The organism is Micrococcus sp. KRD070, assembly GCF_017168435.1.
GTDB lineage: Bacteria > Actinomycetota > Actinomycetes > Actinomycetales > Micrococcaceae > Micrococcus > Micrococcus luteus.
This window is the reverse complement of the sequence record NZ_JABFNH010000016.1, coordinates 41,596-57,449: the sequence shown is the minus strand read 5'-3', so window position 1 is coordinate 57,449 and position 15,854 is coordinate 41,596. Positions and strand designations below refer to the sequence as shown.

At 73.4% G+C, this 15,854-nt stretch carries 17 protein-coding genes and 1 tRNA gene; 9 read left to right on the top strand and 9 right to left on the bottom strand.

The genetic code is table 11. From position 1 onward, the window contains the following. Nucleotides 1-180 precede the first annotated feature (180 nt). Both J1M38_RS05120 and J1M38_RS05115 read right to left on the bottom strand, forming a co-directional pair. Nucleotides 181-253: transfer RNA gene (locus tag J1M38_RS05120), tRNA-Ala, on the bottom strand. Nucleotides 254-287: 34 nt separating this feature from the next. Continuing rightward, nucleotides 288-698, bottom strand: coding sequence for a VanZ family protein (locus J1M38_RS05115; RefSeq protein WP_206481717.1), 411 nt, complete (start codon nucleotides 696-698; stop codon nucleotides 288-290). 352 nt (nucleotides 699-1,050) lie between these two features. On the opposite strand from J1M38_RS05115, the gene J1M38_RS05110 reads away from it, so the two are divergent. Genes J1M38_RS05110 through J1M38_RS05105 form a run of 3 tightly spaced genes read left to right on the top strand, consistent with a single transcriptional unit; the run spans nucleotide 1,051 to nucleotide 3,141 of the window. Then, nucleotides 1,051-2,748, top strand: a complete 1,698-nt coding sequence (locus J1M38_RS05110; RefSeq protein WP_060974162.1) for a sodium:solute symporter family protein — start codon at nucleotides 1,051-1,053, stop codon at nucleotides 2,746-2,748. A 33-nt stretch (nucleotides 2,749-2,781) separates the two neighbouring features. Beyond that, nucleotides 2,782-2,910: a putative transporter small subunit gene (locus tag J1M38_RS11985; RefSeq protein ID WP_036339645.1), complete on the top strand. Its 129-nt coding sequence runs from the start codon at nucleotides 2,782-2,784 to the stop codon at nucleotides 2,908-2,910. A gap of 21 nt (nucleotides 2,911-2,931) precedes the next feature. Further along, nucleotides 2,932-3,141 carry a hypothetical protein gene (locus J1M38_RS05105; RefSeq protein ID WP_020624127.1) on the top strand — a complete coding sequence of 70 codons (210 nt, stop codon included), beginning with the start codon at nucleotides 2,932-2,934 and terminating at the stop codon, nucleotides 3,139-3,141. 32 nt (nucleotides 3,142-3,173) lie between these two features. Here the strand turns inward: J1M38_RS05105 and J1M38_RS05100 are convergent, their stop codons facing one another. Genes J1M38_RS05100 through J1M38_RS05090 form a run of 3 tightly spaced genes read right to left on the bottom strand, consistent with a single transcriptional unit; the run spans nucleotide 3,174 to nucleotide 6,366 of the window. Beyond that, complete coding sequence (locus J1M38_RS05100) at nucleotides 3,174-3,869, bottom strand: LUD domain-containing protein (RefSeq protein WP_206481715.1); 696 nt, start codon at nucleotides 3,867-3,869, stop codon at nucleotides 3,174-3,176. Next, the gene (locus J1M38_RS05095) at nucleotides 3,866-5,506 is read right to left on the bottom strand and encodes a LutB/LldF family L-lactate oxidation iron-sulfur protein (RefSeq protein ID WP_206481712.1); all 1,641 of its coding nucleotides are present in this window, start codon (nucleotides 5,504-5,506) and stop codon (nucleotides 3,866-3,868) included. Before J1M38_RS05095 ends, J1M38_RS05100 begins: the two co-directional genes overlap by 4 nt. After that, complete coding sequence (locus J1M38_RS05090; RefSeq protein WP_036313467.1) at nucleotides 5,503-6,366, bottom strand: (Fe-S)-binding protein; 864 nt, start codon at nucleotides 6,364-6,366, stop codon at nucleotides 5,503-5,505. The genes J1M38_RS05095 and J1M38_RS05090 overlap by 4 nt, the downstream gene beginning before the upstream one ends. 221 nt (nucleotides 6,367-6,587) lie before the next feature. Here J1M38_RS05090 and J1M38_RS05085 point away from each other — a divergent pair, with 221 nt between their 5' ends. The 3 genes from J1M38_RS05085 (at nucleotide 6,588) to J1M38_RS05075 (ending at nucleotide 10,100) form a co-directional block, all read left to right on the top strand. Beyond that, nucleotides 6,588-7,547 (top strand): ornithine cyclodeaminase family protein, encoded by a 960-nt coding sequence (locus tag J1M38_RS05085; protein ID WP_152744311.1) that lies wholly within the window; start codon nucleotides 6,588-6,590, stop codon nucleotides 7,545-7,547. Nucleotides 7,548-7,588: 41 nt separating this feature from the next. Next, nucleotides 7,589-8,932, top strand: a complete 1,344-nt coding sequence (gene tgt / locus J1M38_RS05080; protein WP_127435580.1) for a tRNA guanosine(34) transglycosylase Tgt — start codon at nucleotides 7,589-7,591, stop codon at nucleotides 8,930-8,932. A gap of 226 nt (nucleotides 8,933-9,158) precedes the next feature. After that, complete coding sequence (locus J1M38_RS05075; RefSeq protein WP_036341124.1) at nucleotides 9,159-10,100, top strand: endonuclease domain-containing protein; 942 nt, start codon at nucleotides 9,159-9,161, stop codon at nucleotides 10,098-10,100. Between the two features lie 97 nt (nucleotides 10,101-10,197). Here J1M38_RS05075 and J1M38_RS05070 read toward each other — a convergent pair whose 3' ends face one another. Beyond that, on the bottom strand, nucleotides 10,198-11,412 hold the full coding sequence (locus J1M38_RS05070) for an acyl-CoA dehydrogenase family protein (RefSeq protein WP_036341128.1): 1,215 nt from the start codon (nucleotides 11,410-11,412) through the stop codon (nucleotides 10,198-10,200). A 126-nt stretch (nucleotides 11,413-11,538) separates the two neighbouring features. Between J1M38_RS05070 and J1M38_RS05065 the strand changes: the two genes are divergently transcribed. Then, nucleotides 11,539-12,144, top strand: a complete 606-nt coding sequence (locus tag J1M38_RS05065) for a TetR/AcrR family transcriptional regulator (protein ID WP_036341145.1) — start codon at nucleotides 11,539-11,541, stop codon at nucleotides 12,142-12,144. Between the two features lie 10 nt (nucleotides 12,145-12,154). Here the strand turns inward: J1M38_RS05065 and J1M38_RS05060 are convergent, their stop codons facing one another. From J1M38_RS05060 to J1M38_RS05050, 3 genes are all read right to left on the bottom strand, one after another. After that, nucleotides 12,155-12,790 (bottom strand): GNAT family N-acetyltransferase, encoded by a 636-nt coding sequence (locus tag J1M38_RS05060; protein ID WP_036341130.1) that lies wholly within the window; start codon nucleotides 12,788-12,790, stop codon nucleotides 12,155-12,157. Nucleotides 12,791-12,889: 99 nt separating this feature from the next. After that, a complete protein-coding gene (locus tag J1M38_RS05055; RefSeq protein ID WP_010079505.1) occupies nucleotides 12,890-13,213 on the bottom strand; it encodes a putative quinol monooxygenase in 324 nt (107 codons plus the stop codon). Further along, the gene (locus tag J1M38_RS05050; RefSeq protein WP_036341133.1) at nucleotides 13,210-13,674 is read right to left on the bottom strand and encodes a DUF4126 domain-containing protein; all 465 of its coding nucleotides are present in this window, start codon (nucleotides 13,672-13,674) and stop codon (nucleotides 13,210-13,212) included. The genes J1M38_RS05055 and J1M38_RS05050 overlap by 4 nt, the downstream gene beginning before the upstream one ends. Before the next feature lie 131 nt (nucleotides 13,675-13,805). Here J1M38_RS05050 and J1M38_RS05045 point away from each other — a divergent pair, with 131 nt between their 5' ends. Further along, nucleotides 13,806-14,651, top strand: coding sequence for a hydroxymethylpyrimidine/phosphomethylpyrimidine kinase (locus tag J1M38_RS05045; RefSeq protein WP_036341136.1), 846 nt, complete (start codon nucleotides 13,806-13,808; stop codon nucleotides 14,649-14,651). Between the two features lie 56 nt (nucleotides 14,652-14,707). Continuing rightward, entirely contained in the window at nucleotides 14,708-15,763 is a 1,056-nt protein-coding gene (locus tag J1M38_RS05040) for a hypothetical protein (protein WP_036341139.1), read from the top strand. The last annotated feature ends 91 nt before the right edge of the window (nucleotides 15,764-15,854 follow it).

Sequence of the window (15,854 nt, the reverse complement as noted above, 5' to 3'; positions counted from 1 at the left end):
CCTGCGGTGACACGACCGCATCACGTCCGCGCTGACGTACCCCGGCACTGTAGACACCCGGGGGGTCCCCCCGGAAGCGCCGGCCCCCCTCCCGGGGGTGAGGGCAGGGCAGGCGCACACGCCCCCGTCACGAGAAAGTCCCGGCCCGCGACCTCGAGGATCGCGGACCGGGACGGTCCGTGGAGCTAAGGGGAATTGAACCCCTGACCTTTTCATTGCGAACGAAACGCTCTACCAACTGAGCTATAGCCCCAGGTCATGCCCTCCCGCAGGAGTGCACCGGACCATCATACGCCCGACGCCCCCGATCCTCCAATCCGGCGGCGCCCCGCGGCGACCACGCCGAGCACCACACCCGCCAGATCCGCGACGACATCCACCGGGTCCCCCGTCCGCAGCGGCACCCACGCGTGCTGCACGAGCTCGCTCACCGGCGCGTGCACCGCGAACGGCAGCGCCCACCACGCGCTCCGCCCCCGCCCCACGGCGAGGAACGCGGGCAGCGCGAACACGGCCACGTGGATCGCCTTGTCCAGCCCCGGCACGGCGAACCCGGCCTCCGGCACCTGCTCGCCCGGCAGGTACAGCACCACCAGCTGCACCGCGACGGCGACGACCAGCGCCGCCGCCAGGGCGCGGCGCCGTCGTGGGGAAGCGGGGGCGGAGGGAGCGGCCGGGGAGCCGGAAGGAACGGTCATCCGCCCATTCTGTCCGGCTTCTGCGCCGGGCACTCATGGTCCCCGCCCTGCTGAAAAGGATCTATGTTTTTGCCATTTCTGCGCCGATCATGTGATGATCACCCCATCCGGGTGGGCTCGTTCCGCCAGGATGCCGGTGTTGACAGCGCCGCCCAGGGCCGAGGGACCGCGATGGCTTGAGCAGAGAGCTCGCCGTTCGTGGACTCGGGACCCGGCGGGATGCCCTCCACCTCCCCGGCCCCCTGGCCGCGACGTGATCGGTACGCCACCTTCCGCCCTGCGGAGCCGTGCCCTGACCGGACCGCGCCGGGGGATCGGGACGTCCACAGTCACTCGTGCGAAAGGAAGTCCGATGCCGCCCTCCCAGGACGCAGCATCCCTGACCCAGCTCGGCGTGATCGGGGTGATCCTGCTCGTCGCGCTGTTCTACGGCGGGACCATGATCATGTCCGTGGCCATCTCCAAGAAGAAGGAGAACGCCGACGCCTACATGACGGCCGGCAATCGGATCGGCTTCGGCGTGTCCGCCGCCTCCATGACGGCCACCTGGATCTGGGCCGCCTCCATGTACGCCTCCGTGACCGCCGGCTACACGTACGGCGTCTCCGGCCCCCTCCACTACGGCCTCTGGGGCGCCCTGATGATCCTGTTCATCTACCCGTTCGGCCGCCGCATCCGCGCGGTCGCGCCGCGCGCCCACACCCTCGCCGAGGTCATGTACGCCCGGCACGGCCGCTCGTCGCAGCTCATGCTGGCCGGCTCCAACGTGCTCGGCTCCGTCATCTCCCTGACCTCCAACTTCATCGCCGGCGGCGCCCTGATCTCCCTGCTGTCCCCGCTGTCCTTCGGCGCGGGCATCCTGATCGTGGCCGCGGGCGTGCTGCTGTACACCCTGTGGTCCGGCTTCCGCGCCTCCGTGCTCACCGACTTCGCCCAGGTGATGGCCATGCTCGGCGCGACCGTCATCATCATCCCCGCCGTGTTCTTCGCCGCGGGCGGCCCGGGCATGTTCCAGGCCGGCGTCGAGGCCGGCCACGTCACGGCCCAGCAGCAAAGCTTCTTCTCCTCCGAGGCGTTCATGAACCAGGGGGCGCCGTACATCGCCGCCGTGCTGGCCTACGCGATCGGCAACCAGACCATCGCCCAGCGCCTCTTCGCCGTGCGTGAGGACCTCATCAAGCCCACCTTCATCACGGCCACCCTCGGCTACGGCGGCACCGTGATCGGCGTCGGCATGCTCGGCGTCATGGCGCTCTACCTGGGCGTCGAGCCGCTCGACGGCGACGTCAACAACCTCCTGCCGCAGATGGTCGCCGACCACCTGCCGCTGGCGCTCGTGGCCCTGGCGTTCCTGATGATCATCGGCTCGCTGTCCTCCACCGCCGACTCGGACCTGTCCGCCCTCTCGTCGATCGTGATGACGGACGTCTACGGCCAGTCGGTCGGCCGCAAGAACGCCGACCCGAAGACCATGCTGCTGATCGGCCGCATCACCATGATCGTGGCGACGGCGGCGGCCCTGTACTTCGCCACCGCCAAGTTCGACATCCTCGACCTGCTGGTCTTCGTGGGCGCCCTGTGGGGCTGCCTCGTGTTCCCCGTGATCGCGTCCTTCTACTGGGGCAGGATCACCAACGTCGCGTTCACGGTGTCCGTGCTCGCCGCGCTGGCCGTGTTCCTGCCCGTGCGCTTCGAGTGGATCCCGATCGAGGGAGCCTGGGCGTTCGTGGTGGAGACCCTCGCGATCCTCGGCGTGGGCGTCGTGCTGGGCATCATGTGCTTCGGCTTCTTCGGCCTGCGTCCGGCGGTCGTGGTCGGCGCGATCGCCTCGGTCGTGATGCTGTTCCTCGGCTACGGCTTCCTGCGGGACTACGCCACCCTCACGGGCTCGCTCGTGGCCTACGCCGTGTCCTTCCTCGTGTGCTGGGGGCTGTCCGTCCGCTCCGGGCAGGACTTCGACTTCGACCGGATCGCGCGCGTGACCGGCGACTTCGACCCCGCGACCGAGGACCTGCCGCAGGTCGAGCGCGCCTCGGCCCCCGTGTCCTGATCCCCCGTCCACCGACTCACAAGGAGCATCCGCATGACCGTCGGTCTCACCCTGTACGTCCTGATGTGGCCCGTCCTCGTGCTGGCCGTCCTCGTCGCGATCGCCCGCGGCTTCGTCGCCGACTGGGCCGCGGCCCGCCGCGAGGGCCGCTCGATCATCTGAGGCCTCCGCCGGGGGCGGCCCGTGACCCTGGTGGTCCTCGCCCTCGACACGGTCTTCCGCCTGACGCCCGCCGAGACCTCGGCCGCCATCCCGGGCATCGCCGGGCTCGAACACTTGCTCGTGACCGCCGGTCTCGCGCTGCTGTTCGTCGCCCTGTACGGCGGCGTGCGGGAGCGTCAGGCCCACCTCGAGACGGGCCGCGCCGGCGGCGCCGTCGTCGAGGGGGCCTGACCCGCTCGATCCCCTGCTATACCGCGCCCGCGTCAGCGAGCGCGGTCGAGCAGGATCACGTCCAGGCGGCGCGGCCCGTGCACGCCTTCGACGCGCTCGAGCTCGATGTCGCTCGTGGCCGAGGGACCGGAGATCATGGTGATCGGCGCCGTCGCCTCCACGCGGGCCAGCGCCTCCGGGAAGAGCTCCACCACGGAGTCCAGCGGCACGATGCACACGTGGTGGTCCGGGACCAGGGTGATCGCCCGGCGGCCCTCGTCGGGGCGGCCGCTGAGGAAGATCGTCCCGGTCTCCGCGCAGGAGACCGTCGAGGACGTCACCACCGCGTCCACCTCGTTCAGCGCGTCCACGCTGAGGGGCTCGCGCTCGCCGTCGTGGGCGCCGCGGACCGCGGCCCGCTCCCCCGTGTGGCCCACCGCGGGCTCCGTGATGCGCTCCCGGCCTGCCCCGCGGGAGTCCGTGGGGAGCCAGTCCGGCTCCAGGCCGGCCGGCACCACGTACCGGGCGTCCGGGCCGAGCAGCTCGGCGGTGGCCGCGGCCACCGTCTCCTCGGTCTCGTCCCGCACGGAGGCCCGGTAGTCGATCAGCCGATCGCGCAGCAACTCCACCACCTCGGCCCGGTCCCGGGAGGAGGTCCGCCGGTAGGTGCGCTGCACCGGGTCCGCGACCGGCCCGTCCGCCGTCGCCTCGCGGATGCGCCGCAGGATCTCGGCCTTCGCCTCGCTCATCGTCCGTCCTCCTCGACGTGCTCGTCCTCCTGGCGGTCCAGCCCGGCGACGCCGTCCAGGGCGGTCCGGTGCTCGGTCTCATCCTTGTGGCGGGCCCACCAGTTGCGGAAGGACTCCCGCGGGGGCGCCGGCACGTCACGCTCGTGGGTCCACCCGCCGGCGATGCCCGGCAGCCAGCCGAGCACCCGGTCCGGCCCGGCCGCGACCCGGCCCAACCCCAGGCCCCGCTCGGCCAGCGACATGCGCCGACCCGAGGACATCACCACGGAGGCGCCCTTCATCGCCACGTCCATCTGCGAGGGCGTGACGGACTCCACCGCCGCCTTGGCGCGGGCCAGGGGGCCGGCAGCGGCGTCCTTCTCCGTGCGCAGGGCCTTCCGGGCGGCGTGGGTGGCCTGCACGTCCTCGTCCCGGAGGTGGATGAGGATCGAGGGGATGTCGATGGCCACGGGGCAGACGTCGTAGCACGCGCCGCACAGCGTGGAGGCGTAGGGCAGGGTGCCGTTCTCCCCCGCGTCCACACCGGTGAGCTGCGGGGAGAGGATCGCGCCGATCGGGCCCGGGTAGACCGAGCCGTAGGCGTGGCCGCCGGTCTGCTCGTACACGGGGCACACGTTCATGCACGCCGAGCAGCGGATGCAGTGCAGCGCGGAACGGCCCTTCGGGTCGGACAGCACCGCGGAGCGGCCGTTGTCCAGCAGGACCAGGTGGAACTCCTGAGGACCGTCGCCCTCGGTGACGCCCGTCCACATGGAGGTGTACGGGTTCATCCGCTCGCCCGTGGACGAGCGCGGCAGCAGCTGCAGGAACACCTCGAGGTCCTCGAAGGTGGGCACGAGCTTCTCGATGCCCATCACGGTGATCAGCGTCTCCGGCAGGGTCAGGCACATGCGGCCGTTGCCCTCCGACTCGACGACGGAGAGCGTGCCCGTCTCGGCGACGCCGAAGTTCGCCCCGGAGATCGCCACCTTCGTGCTCAGGAACTTCTCGCGCAGGTGCCGGCGTGCGGCCTCGGCCAGATCGGCCGGCTCGGAGGTGAGGCTCTCGTCCGTGTCCGGCATCTCCCGGAGGAAGATATCCCGGATCTCCCGGCGATTGCGATGGATCGCCGGGACGAGGATGTGGCTGGGCCGGTCGTGGCCGAGCTGGACGATGAGCTCGGCCAGGTCCGTCTCGACGGCGGCCACGCCGGCATGCTCGAGCGCGGCGTCCAGGCCGATCTCCTGGGTGGCCATGGACTTGACCTTGATCACCTCGTCCACGCCCTTGGCGGTGACGAGCTCCGTGATGATGCGGTTGGCCTCGGCCGCGTCCCGGGCCCAGTGCACGACGCCGCCGCGCGCGGTGACCTCGGACTCGAGCCGCTCCAGGAGCGCGGGCAGGTCCGCCATGACGGACTGCTTCAGCGCGGAGCCGGCGGCGCGCAGCTCCTGCCAGTCCGGCAGCTCCTCGACGACGCCGGCACGCTTGGCACGGATGGTGTGCGTGGCCCGGCGGATGTTGGCGCGCATCTGGCCGTTCCCCAGCTGCTCGCGGGCAGACTCGGGGAACGGGGTGTTCAGCAGGATCTCGCCCTCGCCGTGGACGGGGCGGACGGTGGGCATTCCCAGGCGCACGCGGGTGGGTGCGGTGCTCATCGGCGGGCCTCCTCAACACGGGCGGACGGTCCGCGGCGGGCGCCGGCGGACGCGGGGATGGACAGTTCGACGGGGCCGTCGACCTCGAGCGGGTTCTCCCGGGTGGCCGCGAGGATCTCGGCGAGGTGCACGGTGCGCAGCGGGCGGCCGTCCTGGCCGCGCGCCTCGCGACGGTGCATGGCCCCGTCCAGGTGGAGCAGGCAGGAGGCGTCGCCGCCCGTGCAGAGGGAGGCGCCGGACGCGGTGACCTTCTCGATCTTCTCCTCCGCGATGGCGGCGGAGACGTCCGGGTTCTTCAGGGAGAAGGTGCCGCCGAAGCCGCAGCACTCCTCGGCGTCCGGCAGCGGGCGCAGGTCGATGTCCGCGACGGTGCGCAGCAGGTCCTCCTGGCGCGAGCCCAGGCGCAGCAGGCGCATGCCGTGGCAGGAGGGGTGGTAGGTCACGGTGTGCGGGAACCAGGAGCCGAGCTGGGCCCCGGCGTCCGTCACCCCGAGGACGTCCGTGAGCAGCTGCGACAGCTCGAGGGTGCGGGAGGCGACGACCTCGGCGTCGCGGGCCAGACCCTCGTCCCCGCCGGAGCGGGCGACGTCCGGCTGCTGGTGGCCGAGCGAGGCCACGCAGGAGGCGGAGGGGGCGACGGCGAGGTCGTAGTCGGCCTTCATGAAGGTGCGGACGTGGTTGCGCACCACGGGCAGGGCGTCCTTCACGTACCCGCTGTTGACGTGCATCTGCGAGCAGCAGACCTGGCCGGGCGGGAAGACCACCTCATGGCCGAGCCGCTCGAGGATGCGGACGGTGGCGAGGGCCACCTTGGGGTACATCGCGTCCACGATGCACGTGGCGAACAGGGCGATTCTCATGCCGGTCTCCGTTCCGGACGGGGCGCCTGGGGCGCCGTGCGGTGCGCCAGCACACGGGTGCCGTAGTGGTCAGACCATATCATGCCAGCCTCTTGCAAGGTGACCACCCTCACAGTACGCTCCTTGGTCTGACCACAGTGGTCCGACCATCACCGGCCCGACCGGATCCCGCCCCGTCCCCTCGCCCACCGGGCGCCCGGCCCACCCCGTAGCGTGGCCGCATGGACACGCACCGCGCCACCGCTTCCCTGCCCTGGATCGACGGCCCCGCCGTGCGCGCCGCCCTGAGCCCGCGCGCCGCCGTCGACGCGCTGGAGGCGGCCCTCGCCGCCGGCCTGGACCCGGAGGCCGACGCCCCCCGCACCCGCGTGTCCACCGCCGCCGGGCAGCTGCTGCAGATGCCCTCGACGCGCGGGAGCGAGGTCGGCACCAAGCTGCTCACCCTCACGCCGGACAACCCGGAGCGCGGACTGCCGGTCATCCAGGGCGTCTACGTGCTGTTCGGCGCCCCGGGCACCCCCGGCCAGGCACCGCGGGCCGTGCTGGACGGCGTCGAGCTGACGGGCCTGCGCACCTCCGCGGTGTCCGCGCTCGGGGTGCGGCTGCTCGCGGACGCCTCGCCCCGGCACCTGGTCGTGTTCGGCACGGGCGTGCAGGCGTGGGAGCACGCGCTCACCTTCCAGGACGTGTTCGGGCTGGAGTGGGTGTCCGTGGTGGGCCGCGACGCCGACCGGGCCGCCGCCCTGGCCGCGCGCATCGAAGCGGAGCTGGGCGTGACCGCGAGCGCCGCGGGCCCGGAGGCCGTGGCGGAGGCGGACGTCGTGGTGACGTGCACGGCCGCGACGGCCCCGCTGTTCGACGGGACGCTCGTGCCGGAGCACGCGACGGTCGTGGCGATGGGCTCGCACACCACGGACGCCCGCGAGACCGACGACGCCCTGGCCCGCCGCGCGACCGTGGCGGTGGAGTCGCGGGACTCGGCCGCCCGCGAGGCCGGGGACGTGACCCTCGCGATCGACTCCGGCGCGCTGGCCGGGATCGAGGACACGGTGACGCTGGCCGAGCTCGTGGCCGGGACCGCGCGTCGTCGGGAGGGCGCGCCCGCCCTGTTCGTCACCACGGGCATGCCCTGGCAGGACCTGGTGGTGGCGAGCGCGGTGGCGCGGGAGGTGCTGGGCTGAGCCGGGGCGGCCTGCGGTGCCTGCGCACTACCCTGGGTCCCATGCCTGAGACCCCCGCCGCCCCGACGCCGCAGCCCGCCTCCGGTGCCCCCGCGCATCCCTCGCAGTTCGGCTTCGAGGTGACGCACCGGCTGGAGACCGGCGGTGCGGACGGCGCCCCGCTCGGGCGCACCGGTGTGATCACCACGCCGCACGGGCGGATCCAGACGCCGGCGTTCATCCCCGTCGCGACGCAGGCCTCGGTGAAGGCGGTGCTGCCCGAGTCCATGGCGGAGCTCGGCGCGCAGGCGCTGCTGGCCAACGCGTATCACCTGTACCTGCAGCCCGGTGACGACCTCCTGGACGAGGCCGGCGGCCTCGGCGCGTTCATGAACTGGCCCGGGCCGACCTTCACGGACTCGGGCGGCTTCCAGGTGATGAGCCTCGGCTCGGGCTTCAAGAAGGTCATCGACATGAAGGGCCCCGGCGCGCCTGAGGGGCAGGGCGCCGACGACGCCGTCGCCCCCGGAAAGGAGCGCCTGGCCAACGTCGACGACGACGGCGTCTGGTTCAAGTCCCACCTCACCGGGGACCGGCACCGGTTCACCCCCGAGGTGTCCGTGGGCATCCAGCACAACCTCGGCGCGGACATCATGTTCGCCTTCGACGAGCTGACCACCCTGCACAACTCCCGCGGCTACCAGGAGGAGGCGCTCGAGCGCACCCGCCGCTGGGCCCAGCGCTGCCTCGACGAGCACGCCCGCCTCACCGGGGTCCGCGCGGCGCGGCCGTACCAGGCGCTGTTCGGCGTGATCCAGGGCGCCCAGTACGAGGACCTGCGCCGCAAGGCCTGCCGCGACCTCGCGGCGATGCGGGCCGAGTTCCCGGCCGCGGGGGAGCTCGACGGCGTGACGTCCGGCTTCGACGGCTACGGCGTCGGCGGGGCCCTGGAGAAGGAGAACCTCGGGACCATCGTGGGCTGGTGCGCGCAGGAGCTGCCCGAGGACAAGCCGCGCCACCTGCTGGGCATCTCCGAACCCGACGACCTGTTCACCGCCGTCGAGAACGGCGCCGACACCTTCGACTGCGTCTCCCCCACCCGGGTGGCCCGCACCGGTGCGTTCTACACCCGCGACGGGCGCTACAACCTGCCCGGGGTGAAGTACCGCCGCGACTTCGGCCCGCTGGACCCCGAGTGCGACTGCTACACGTGCGCCCACTACTCCCGCGCGTACCTGCGGCACCTGTTCAAGGCGAAGGAGATGGTGGCGCACACGCTCCTCTCCATCCACAACGAGCGGTTCACGGTCTCGCTCGTGGACCGGATCCGCGCGGCCATGCAGGACGGCACGCTCGCCGAGCTCAAGGCCGAGACCCTCGGCCGGTACTACGCCCCGAAGGGCTGAGGGGTGCTGGGTCCGCCGGCACGCTGCGACGGGCGCGAGCCAGACGTTTCTGCTGTTCTGAGGGGGCTGTCTCGACCGATTCGTCTGGCTCAGCGCCGCTCGGACGCGTGGGGGACGTGAGCCAGACGATTCGGCGGCTCCTGCACAGGGCCGCGGGCGCAGCTCACCCTCCACGGCCCTCGCGGTCGCGGCACCGTGTCCGCCCATGGAAGGAGAGGGTGGCGGCATGGTCGCCCCTCCTCCGCACGACGACGCCGTCCTCAGCCCCGTCTTCCCGGTCGCCGCGGGGCTGCAGGCCGGCCTGACGGCCTCGCAGCTGCGCGGCCCCCGGTTCGACGCCCCGCACCACGGGCTGCGGCACACCGCCGGGGGTCAGCCCTCACTGGCCGACGTCGTCCGCGCCCTCCAGCGGACGAACCCCGGCACCGCGGCCACCCACGCCACCGCCGCTCGCCTCTGGGAGATGTGGCTGCCGCGGCAGTGGGAGCGCGGCCCCATCCATCTGGCGCGCACGCGGGCCGAGGGCGGGGCGCCGCGCCGCAGCGGCGTCGTCGGGCATGAGCTGCACCCGCAGGACCCCGTGCTGGTGCGTGCCGGGGTGCGGATCACGACGCCGGCCGCCACCTGGGCGGCGCTGGCGCAGCTGGGTCTGCCGTTGGCCGACGTCGTCGCCGCCGGGGACAGCCTGCTGCAACGGGCTGACGGCCCGGCGGGCCGGCGTCGTCCCGGCGAGCATCCGCGGTGCACCGTGCGTGATCTGGAGGCGGAGGTGCTGCGGGTGCGAGGGAGGCGAGGGACGCGGACCCTGCGAGCGGCCCTGCCGCTGCTCAGGAACGGCGCGGATTCGAGGGCCGAGACGCTCCTCCGACTGGCGCTGGCCGACGCGGGTGTGCCGGAGCCGGAGGTGAATCCGCTGCTGCTGCTGAGCGACGGGTCCACCGTCCGGCCGGACCTGGTGTGGCGCGAGGCCCACGTCTGCGTGCAGTACGAGGGCGATCATCACCGGACGGACCCGCAGCAGTGGCGCCGTGACATCGAGCGCGACCGCCGGATGCAGGCCGAGGGGTGGATCGTGCTGCGCGTGACCGCCAGCGTCTTCACTCGGCGCGGCCTCACCGCCCTGCTGCGCGACCTCGCCGCCCACCTGCGGCTCCCTCTGCCTGCGTGAGCCAGACGATTCGGCCGCCGAGCCAGACGAATCGGCGGCAGGGGGGCGTGCGTACCAGCAGAAATCTCTGGCTCACGCCGCCCCCGCTCGCGTCATCTCACACGAACGCGCCGACCCCCGTGATCTCGCGGCCGATGATCAGCCCCTGCACGGTCTCGGTGCCCTCGTAGGTGTGGATCGCCTCGATGTCCGCGAAGTGGCGAGCCACCTCGTTCTGGATGAGGATGCCGTTGCCACCGAGCAGGTCGCGCGCGTTCGCGGCGATGGACCGCGCGGCGCGCGTCGCCGAGTACTTGGCCATGGACGCCATCGGCCCGGTGAGCCGGCCCTCGTCCTCGAGCCGGGTCGCACGCAGCACGAGCAGCTGCACCTGGGTGAGCTGGGAGAGCATCTCGGCCAGGCGGGTCTGCACGCTCTGGGCGGCGGCCAGCGGCCGGCCGAACTGGATGCGCTGCCCCGCGTACTGCACCGCCGCCTCGTAGCAGCCCACGGCCTTCCCGAGGGCGGACCACGCGACGCCCACGCGCGTGGCGAAGAGGACGCGGGAGGTGTCCTTGAAGGAGCGGGCCTCGGGCAGGACGTCGGCGTCGGGCACGAAGACGCCGTCGAGGGTGATGTGGGCCTGGTCGATGGCCCGCAGCGCGACCTTGCCCTTGATGACCTCGGCCGTGTAGCCCTCGGACTCCTGGCGCACGATGAACCCGCGGACCTTCTCGTCCTCGGCGCTGCGCGCCCACACCACGGTCACGCCGCCGGCGGCCCCGTTGCCGATCCACTTCTTGTGCCCGTGCAGCCGCCAGCCGCCGTCGACGCGCTCGGCGCGGGTCTCCAGCGAGACGGAGTCGGAGCCGTGGGTCGGCTCCGTGAGCGCGAAGGCGCCGTAGAGCTCGCCGCGCGCCATGGCCGGCAGGTGCTCGGCACGCTGCTCCTCGCTGCCGCACAGCTGGATCGAGCGCATGGCCAGACCGCCCTGCACGCCCGTCATCGTGGCGATCGAGCCGTCCAGGCGCGAGAGCTCCATCATGGCCAGGCCCGCTGCAACGCGGGAGACGTCGGGCAGCCCGTCCACGGGGACGCCGTCGCGCAGCAGGTCGGCCTGCCCCAGGCGGGCCACGAGGTCCAGCGGGTACTCGTGGCGGTCCCACGCCTCCCGGATCCGGGGCAGCACGTCCGGCTCGAGCGCGAAGGCGCGGGCCCGACGCCACACATCCTTCTCGGCGTCGGAGACGTCCGCGAGCGCGAGGTAGAAGTCGGTGTCCAGCGGCGTGGCGACGTCGTACTCGGGCTCGACGGTGGGCAGGGTCTCGGTCATGGTGGCCTCCCGGGCGGGGTCGGAGAGATGGGTGTGTCCGCCATCACCCTACACCGACTGACACGCCATCTCACAGAATCAGACGCAGTCTCACCTCCTCTCCGCGCCCGTGGCACCATGGCCCGCATGACGACGCCCGCCGAGGACACCCTCACCGCCCTGATCCACCTGCTGGACCGCGAGGGCTACGACGCCGTCACGGCCGACCAGCTCGCCCGCCAGGCCGGCATGAGCCGGGCCAGCTTCTTCCGCCACCTCGGCGGGAAGGAGGAGGTGGTCTTCGCCGACCACGCGGCGCTGCTCGCCCGCCTGGACGACTTCCTGCGCGGCACCTCCCTCGGCGTGCGGGAGGCCCTGGAGGAGGCGGTCCTCCAGGTCTTCCGGCATCACACCGCCGATCCGGACCGGGCCCGGGCGCGCTCCCGCCTGCTGCGCGGCTCCCAGGCGCTGCGCACGCGCGAGCTGCTCACCTCGCACCGCTACACGGAGCTGTTCTCCGGCTGGCTCGCCACGGCCCTGCCGGACACGCCCGCGCGCGGCGGGGTCGCCGTCGGGCTGGCGGCGGCCGTGGTGGCCGTCCACAACCGCGCCCTGCGGGCGTGGCTCCACGCCCCGGCCGACGACGCCGAGGCCGGCCTGCGCGCGGACCTCGCGGAGGTCATCGCGCGGCTCACGGCCGAGCCGGCCGAGGCCGAACGAACGCTCGCCGCCGTGCGCCGACTCGTGGGCTGACGCCCCGCCCTCAGCGGCCGGCGACCTGCGCGTTCTCCGCCCCGAACGCGGGCGGGTAGCGGAACTCGCCGGCCGGCACCTCGGCCCCGTCCTGGAGCGTGAGGACCTGCAGCGCCTCGGGCTGCCGGGCGAAGGCCGCGTGCACGCCGTGCTCGGAGGCCTGGTGGAAGCCGAACTTCGCGTAGTACTCGGGCCAGCCGTAGACCACCACGACCTCCTCGCCGTCGGCCTGGGCCTTCTGGAGCAGGGCGTTGACGAGCGCGGTGCCGGCGCCCTCGCCCTGGTGCTCGGGCAGGACGCCGTGCGGGGCGAGGGCGATCACCTCGGCGTGGTCGATGTGGGCCCGGACCAGGGTGCCGTAGCCCATCGGGTCCGACTGCAGGTCCGTGCCGGGGATCGCGGCGGTCATGGCCACGAGGGAGTACTGGGGCAGCCAGCCCTCCGCGCCGCCGGCGAGCGCCTCGACGAGGTCGGCCTCGGCCGTGGACGCGAAGGCGAGCTCGGCGATCTGGCGGACGGTGCGGCGGTCGGCCGGATCGTCGTGATCGGCCTCGCGGGTGGACCAGCGGTGGCCGAGATCCTGGCCGGCAGGGACGTGGGCGGCGCGGTGGCCGGGGGTCTGGGTGCTGTTCTGCTCGCCGCTCATGCGCTCACCGTAGCCAGGGTGTGACCCCGGATACAGAGACGGCGCCCTGCGTCACGCTCGTGACGCGGGCGCCGTCGCCTCCTCTGGCCGGGGGCGGGCTCAGTCGATCTGCAGCTCGCCCATCGGGCCGAAGCCCTCCGCACCGACCTGCTCGGAGATGATCTGGGGCGTGCTCGCCAGCAGCGGGCGCATCGCGTCCAGGCCCTCCTGGAAGTGCGGGGACGCGACGTGGGCCTGCGCACCCTCGTCCGTGAACCCCTCGAGCAGGAAGTACTCGTTCGGGCCGCCCTCCACCGGGCGGTACCACTCGAAGAACAGGTTGCCGGGCTCAGAGCGCACGTCCGCGGTGTACTTCGCGACGGCGTCCATCCACTCGTCGGCACGCTCGGGCTGGACGGTGAACTTCAGGTTGATGAGGATCATGCCGTCCATTCTGGCCCACCCGGGACGGCCGCGGCACGGCCTCGCGTCCGCCGGTCGCGGAACCGCCGGGCCAGCAGCCACAGGCCCACGACGACGGCGACCACCAGCACGGCGACCAGCACCGGCAGGAACAGCGCGGCCGCGACGAGGCCGGCCGCCGAGACGTCCTCGGCCGCCGAGAGCACGGGCGCGGCGGCCCCCACCGTGACCGTGTCGGCTCCCACGACCGTCTGGACGACGTCGTTGACCGCGTCCACCCCGGGGATCTTGTCCGCGACGAGCTCGAGCGCGAGCAGGACGCCGAGGATCCAGAGGGAGGCGTCGGCGGCGAGCCACGTCCAGCCCGCGGGCAGGTCGACGAGCCCCGTGAACCGGTCCAGCAGACCCAGGGCGAGCAGGGGGATGTAGGCGTTGAGCCCGGCCGAGGTGGCCAGGCCCGTGCCGGTGAGGAACTCGAGCACGTCCGTCCCCGTCCTTCGCGGGTCGCTCGGGGCGCCCGGGCGGACGCTCCGGGTCCGAGGACCCTCGTTCCCCGGTGAACACCGCCGGCCGTCGGGCGCTTCCCGTCCGGGGTCGGTCCTACCATGGGCGCATGCCCCAGACCGCTCACTCCCCCCAGCACTCCGCCTCCGCCCCCGCGCTCGCCCTGACCATCGCCGGGTCCGAGGCCACCGGCGGCGCCGGCGCCCAGGCCGACCTCAAGACGTTCCAGGAACTCGGCGTCTTCGGCATCGTGGCGCTGACCTGCATCGTCTCCTTCGACCCGGAGGACGACTGGAACCACCGCTTCTTCCCCGTGCCCACCGAGATCCTCCAGCAGCAGCTCGACGCCATCCAGGGTGACTACCCGGAGCGGCTGCGCACCGTGAAGCTGGGCATGCAGGGCTCCCCGGAGGTCATCCGCACCTCGGCCGCGGCCCTGCGCCGCGCCGAGTGGGACCACGTGGTCCTGGACCCCGTGCTCATCTGCAAGGGCCAGGAGCCGGGCCACGCCCTGGACACGGACCAGGCGCTCAAGGCCGAGCTGCTGCCGCTGGCCACGTTCACCACCCCGAACCACTTCGAGACGGAGCAGCTCTCCGGCATGACCGTGCGCTCGGTCGAGGACCTGACGGCGGCCGCTCGGCGCATCCACGAGATCTCCGGCGCGGCCGTCCTGGCCAAGGGCGGGATGCACCTGCCCGGCCCGGACGCCGTGGACGTGTTCGTGGACGGGGACACCGTGGAGGTGCTCTCCGCCCCGAAGATCGGCCAGTCCGGCGTCTCTGGTGCGGGCTGCTCGCTCGCCGCGGCCGTCACCGCCGAGTTGGCCAAGGGTGCCACCACGCTCGAGGCCGCGCGCCGCGCCAAGGAGTTCGTGGGAGCCGGCATCGCGCAGGCGGTGGAGGGCCGCACGCCGTTCGCCGCCCTGTGGCAGGGCGGCCTGCGCTCCGCGTGAGCGCGCACGTGGGCCGCTGACTCGTCCTGAGCCGGGCGGTGCGCCACACTGGGGGCATGAAGCTCCCCTCCCCCGCCCCTTCCGTCCCCGGCGAGGTCCACCACTCGGCGTCGTCCGTTCCCGTCGACGACGCGGAGGCCGTCTTCCCCGCGTTGCGCCAGCGCGCCCTCGCCCCGGGCGGCCGGCTCTACGGGCTGGCGGCGGCGGCCGCGGTCGGCGGGCTCACCCTGCTGGATCCGCACGCCCGCCGAGGGCGCGAGCGTCGGGCCCTCGCAGAGCTCGAGGCCGCCGTCAGCGGCACGTTCCTCGCGGCCGAGACCGCCGGCGCCCTCCACACCGCCGCGATCGCCGAGGGCGAGGTGGCCCCCTCCCCCGCCGCACGTGCCCTGCGCGGGCTCGGCGGACTGGCCGTCGGCGGCGCGGTCGCGGCGGTCGCGCTGCGTGCCACCGGCCTGAACGACCGGATCGACGGCGCCGTGGTGCGCGGGCTCCAGCGGGTCGGCGTCCCCGCCCCGCGCGTCGCGCTGGCCGCAGCGGCCTCCCTGGCGATGCTGCTGGCCAACGAGGACGCCCGCCGGACCCGCCGCGACGCCGTCGAACTCGCCGTCACCGGCCCCGCCGGCCTGGACGAGGACACGGTCGACGAGGTCGAGCCCGAGGCCACCGCCGAGCTGCCGGTGGAGGTGCGCGTGCTGCTCGAGACCCTGCTCGACCCGGCGCTGGCCGAGGGCCGGGACCTGCCCGGGGCTGAGGCGCTGCGCTCCCAGCTGCCGCACGCGCGCACCGTCACCTCGGTGGCCGAGGCCATCCGTGAAGCCGGCGAGGTCCCGGACTGGGTGCCGCTCGTCGTCGAGACCGACGACGACATCCGTCGCGCGGTGCCGAACGACTGCGTCTGGCCTGTCCGCGGCCGCTTCGCCTCCGGCTCCGCGGGAGGACACGAGCTCGAGCTGCGCCTGCAGGTGATCGACGGGGAGATCGGCGCCCTGACGGTGACCCTGCCCGCGGACGCCGAGGCGGACAGCGACGCCTGGGACGCGTTCCAGGAGATCGAGTCCTTCCCCGGCGTCGAAGACCTGACCTTCCACGTGGACGGCGACCGGCGCGCCTGACCGGGAATTCTCCCGGGGCCCGTCCAGCCCGGCCCACTACAGTGGGGACCCGCCCGACGTCGTCGATCCCCCTCCCGGAGAGTTCCCGCCA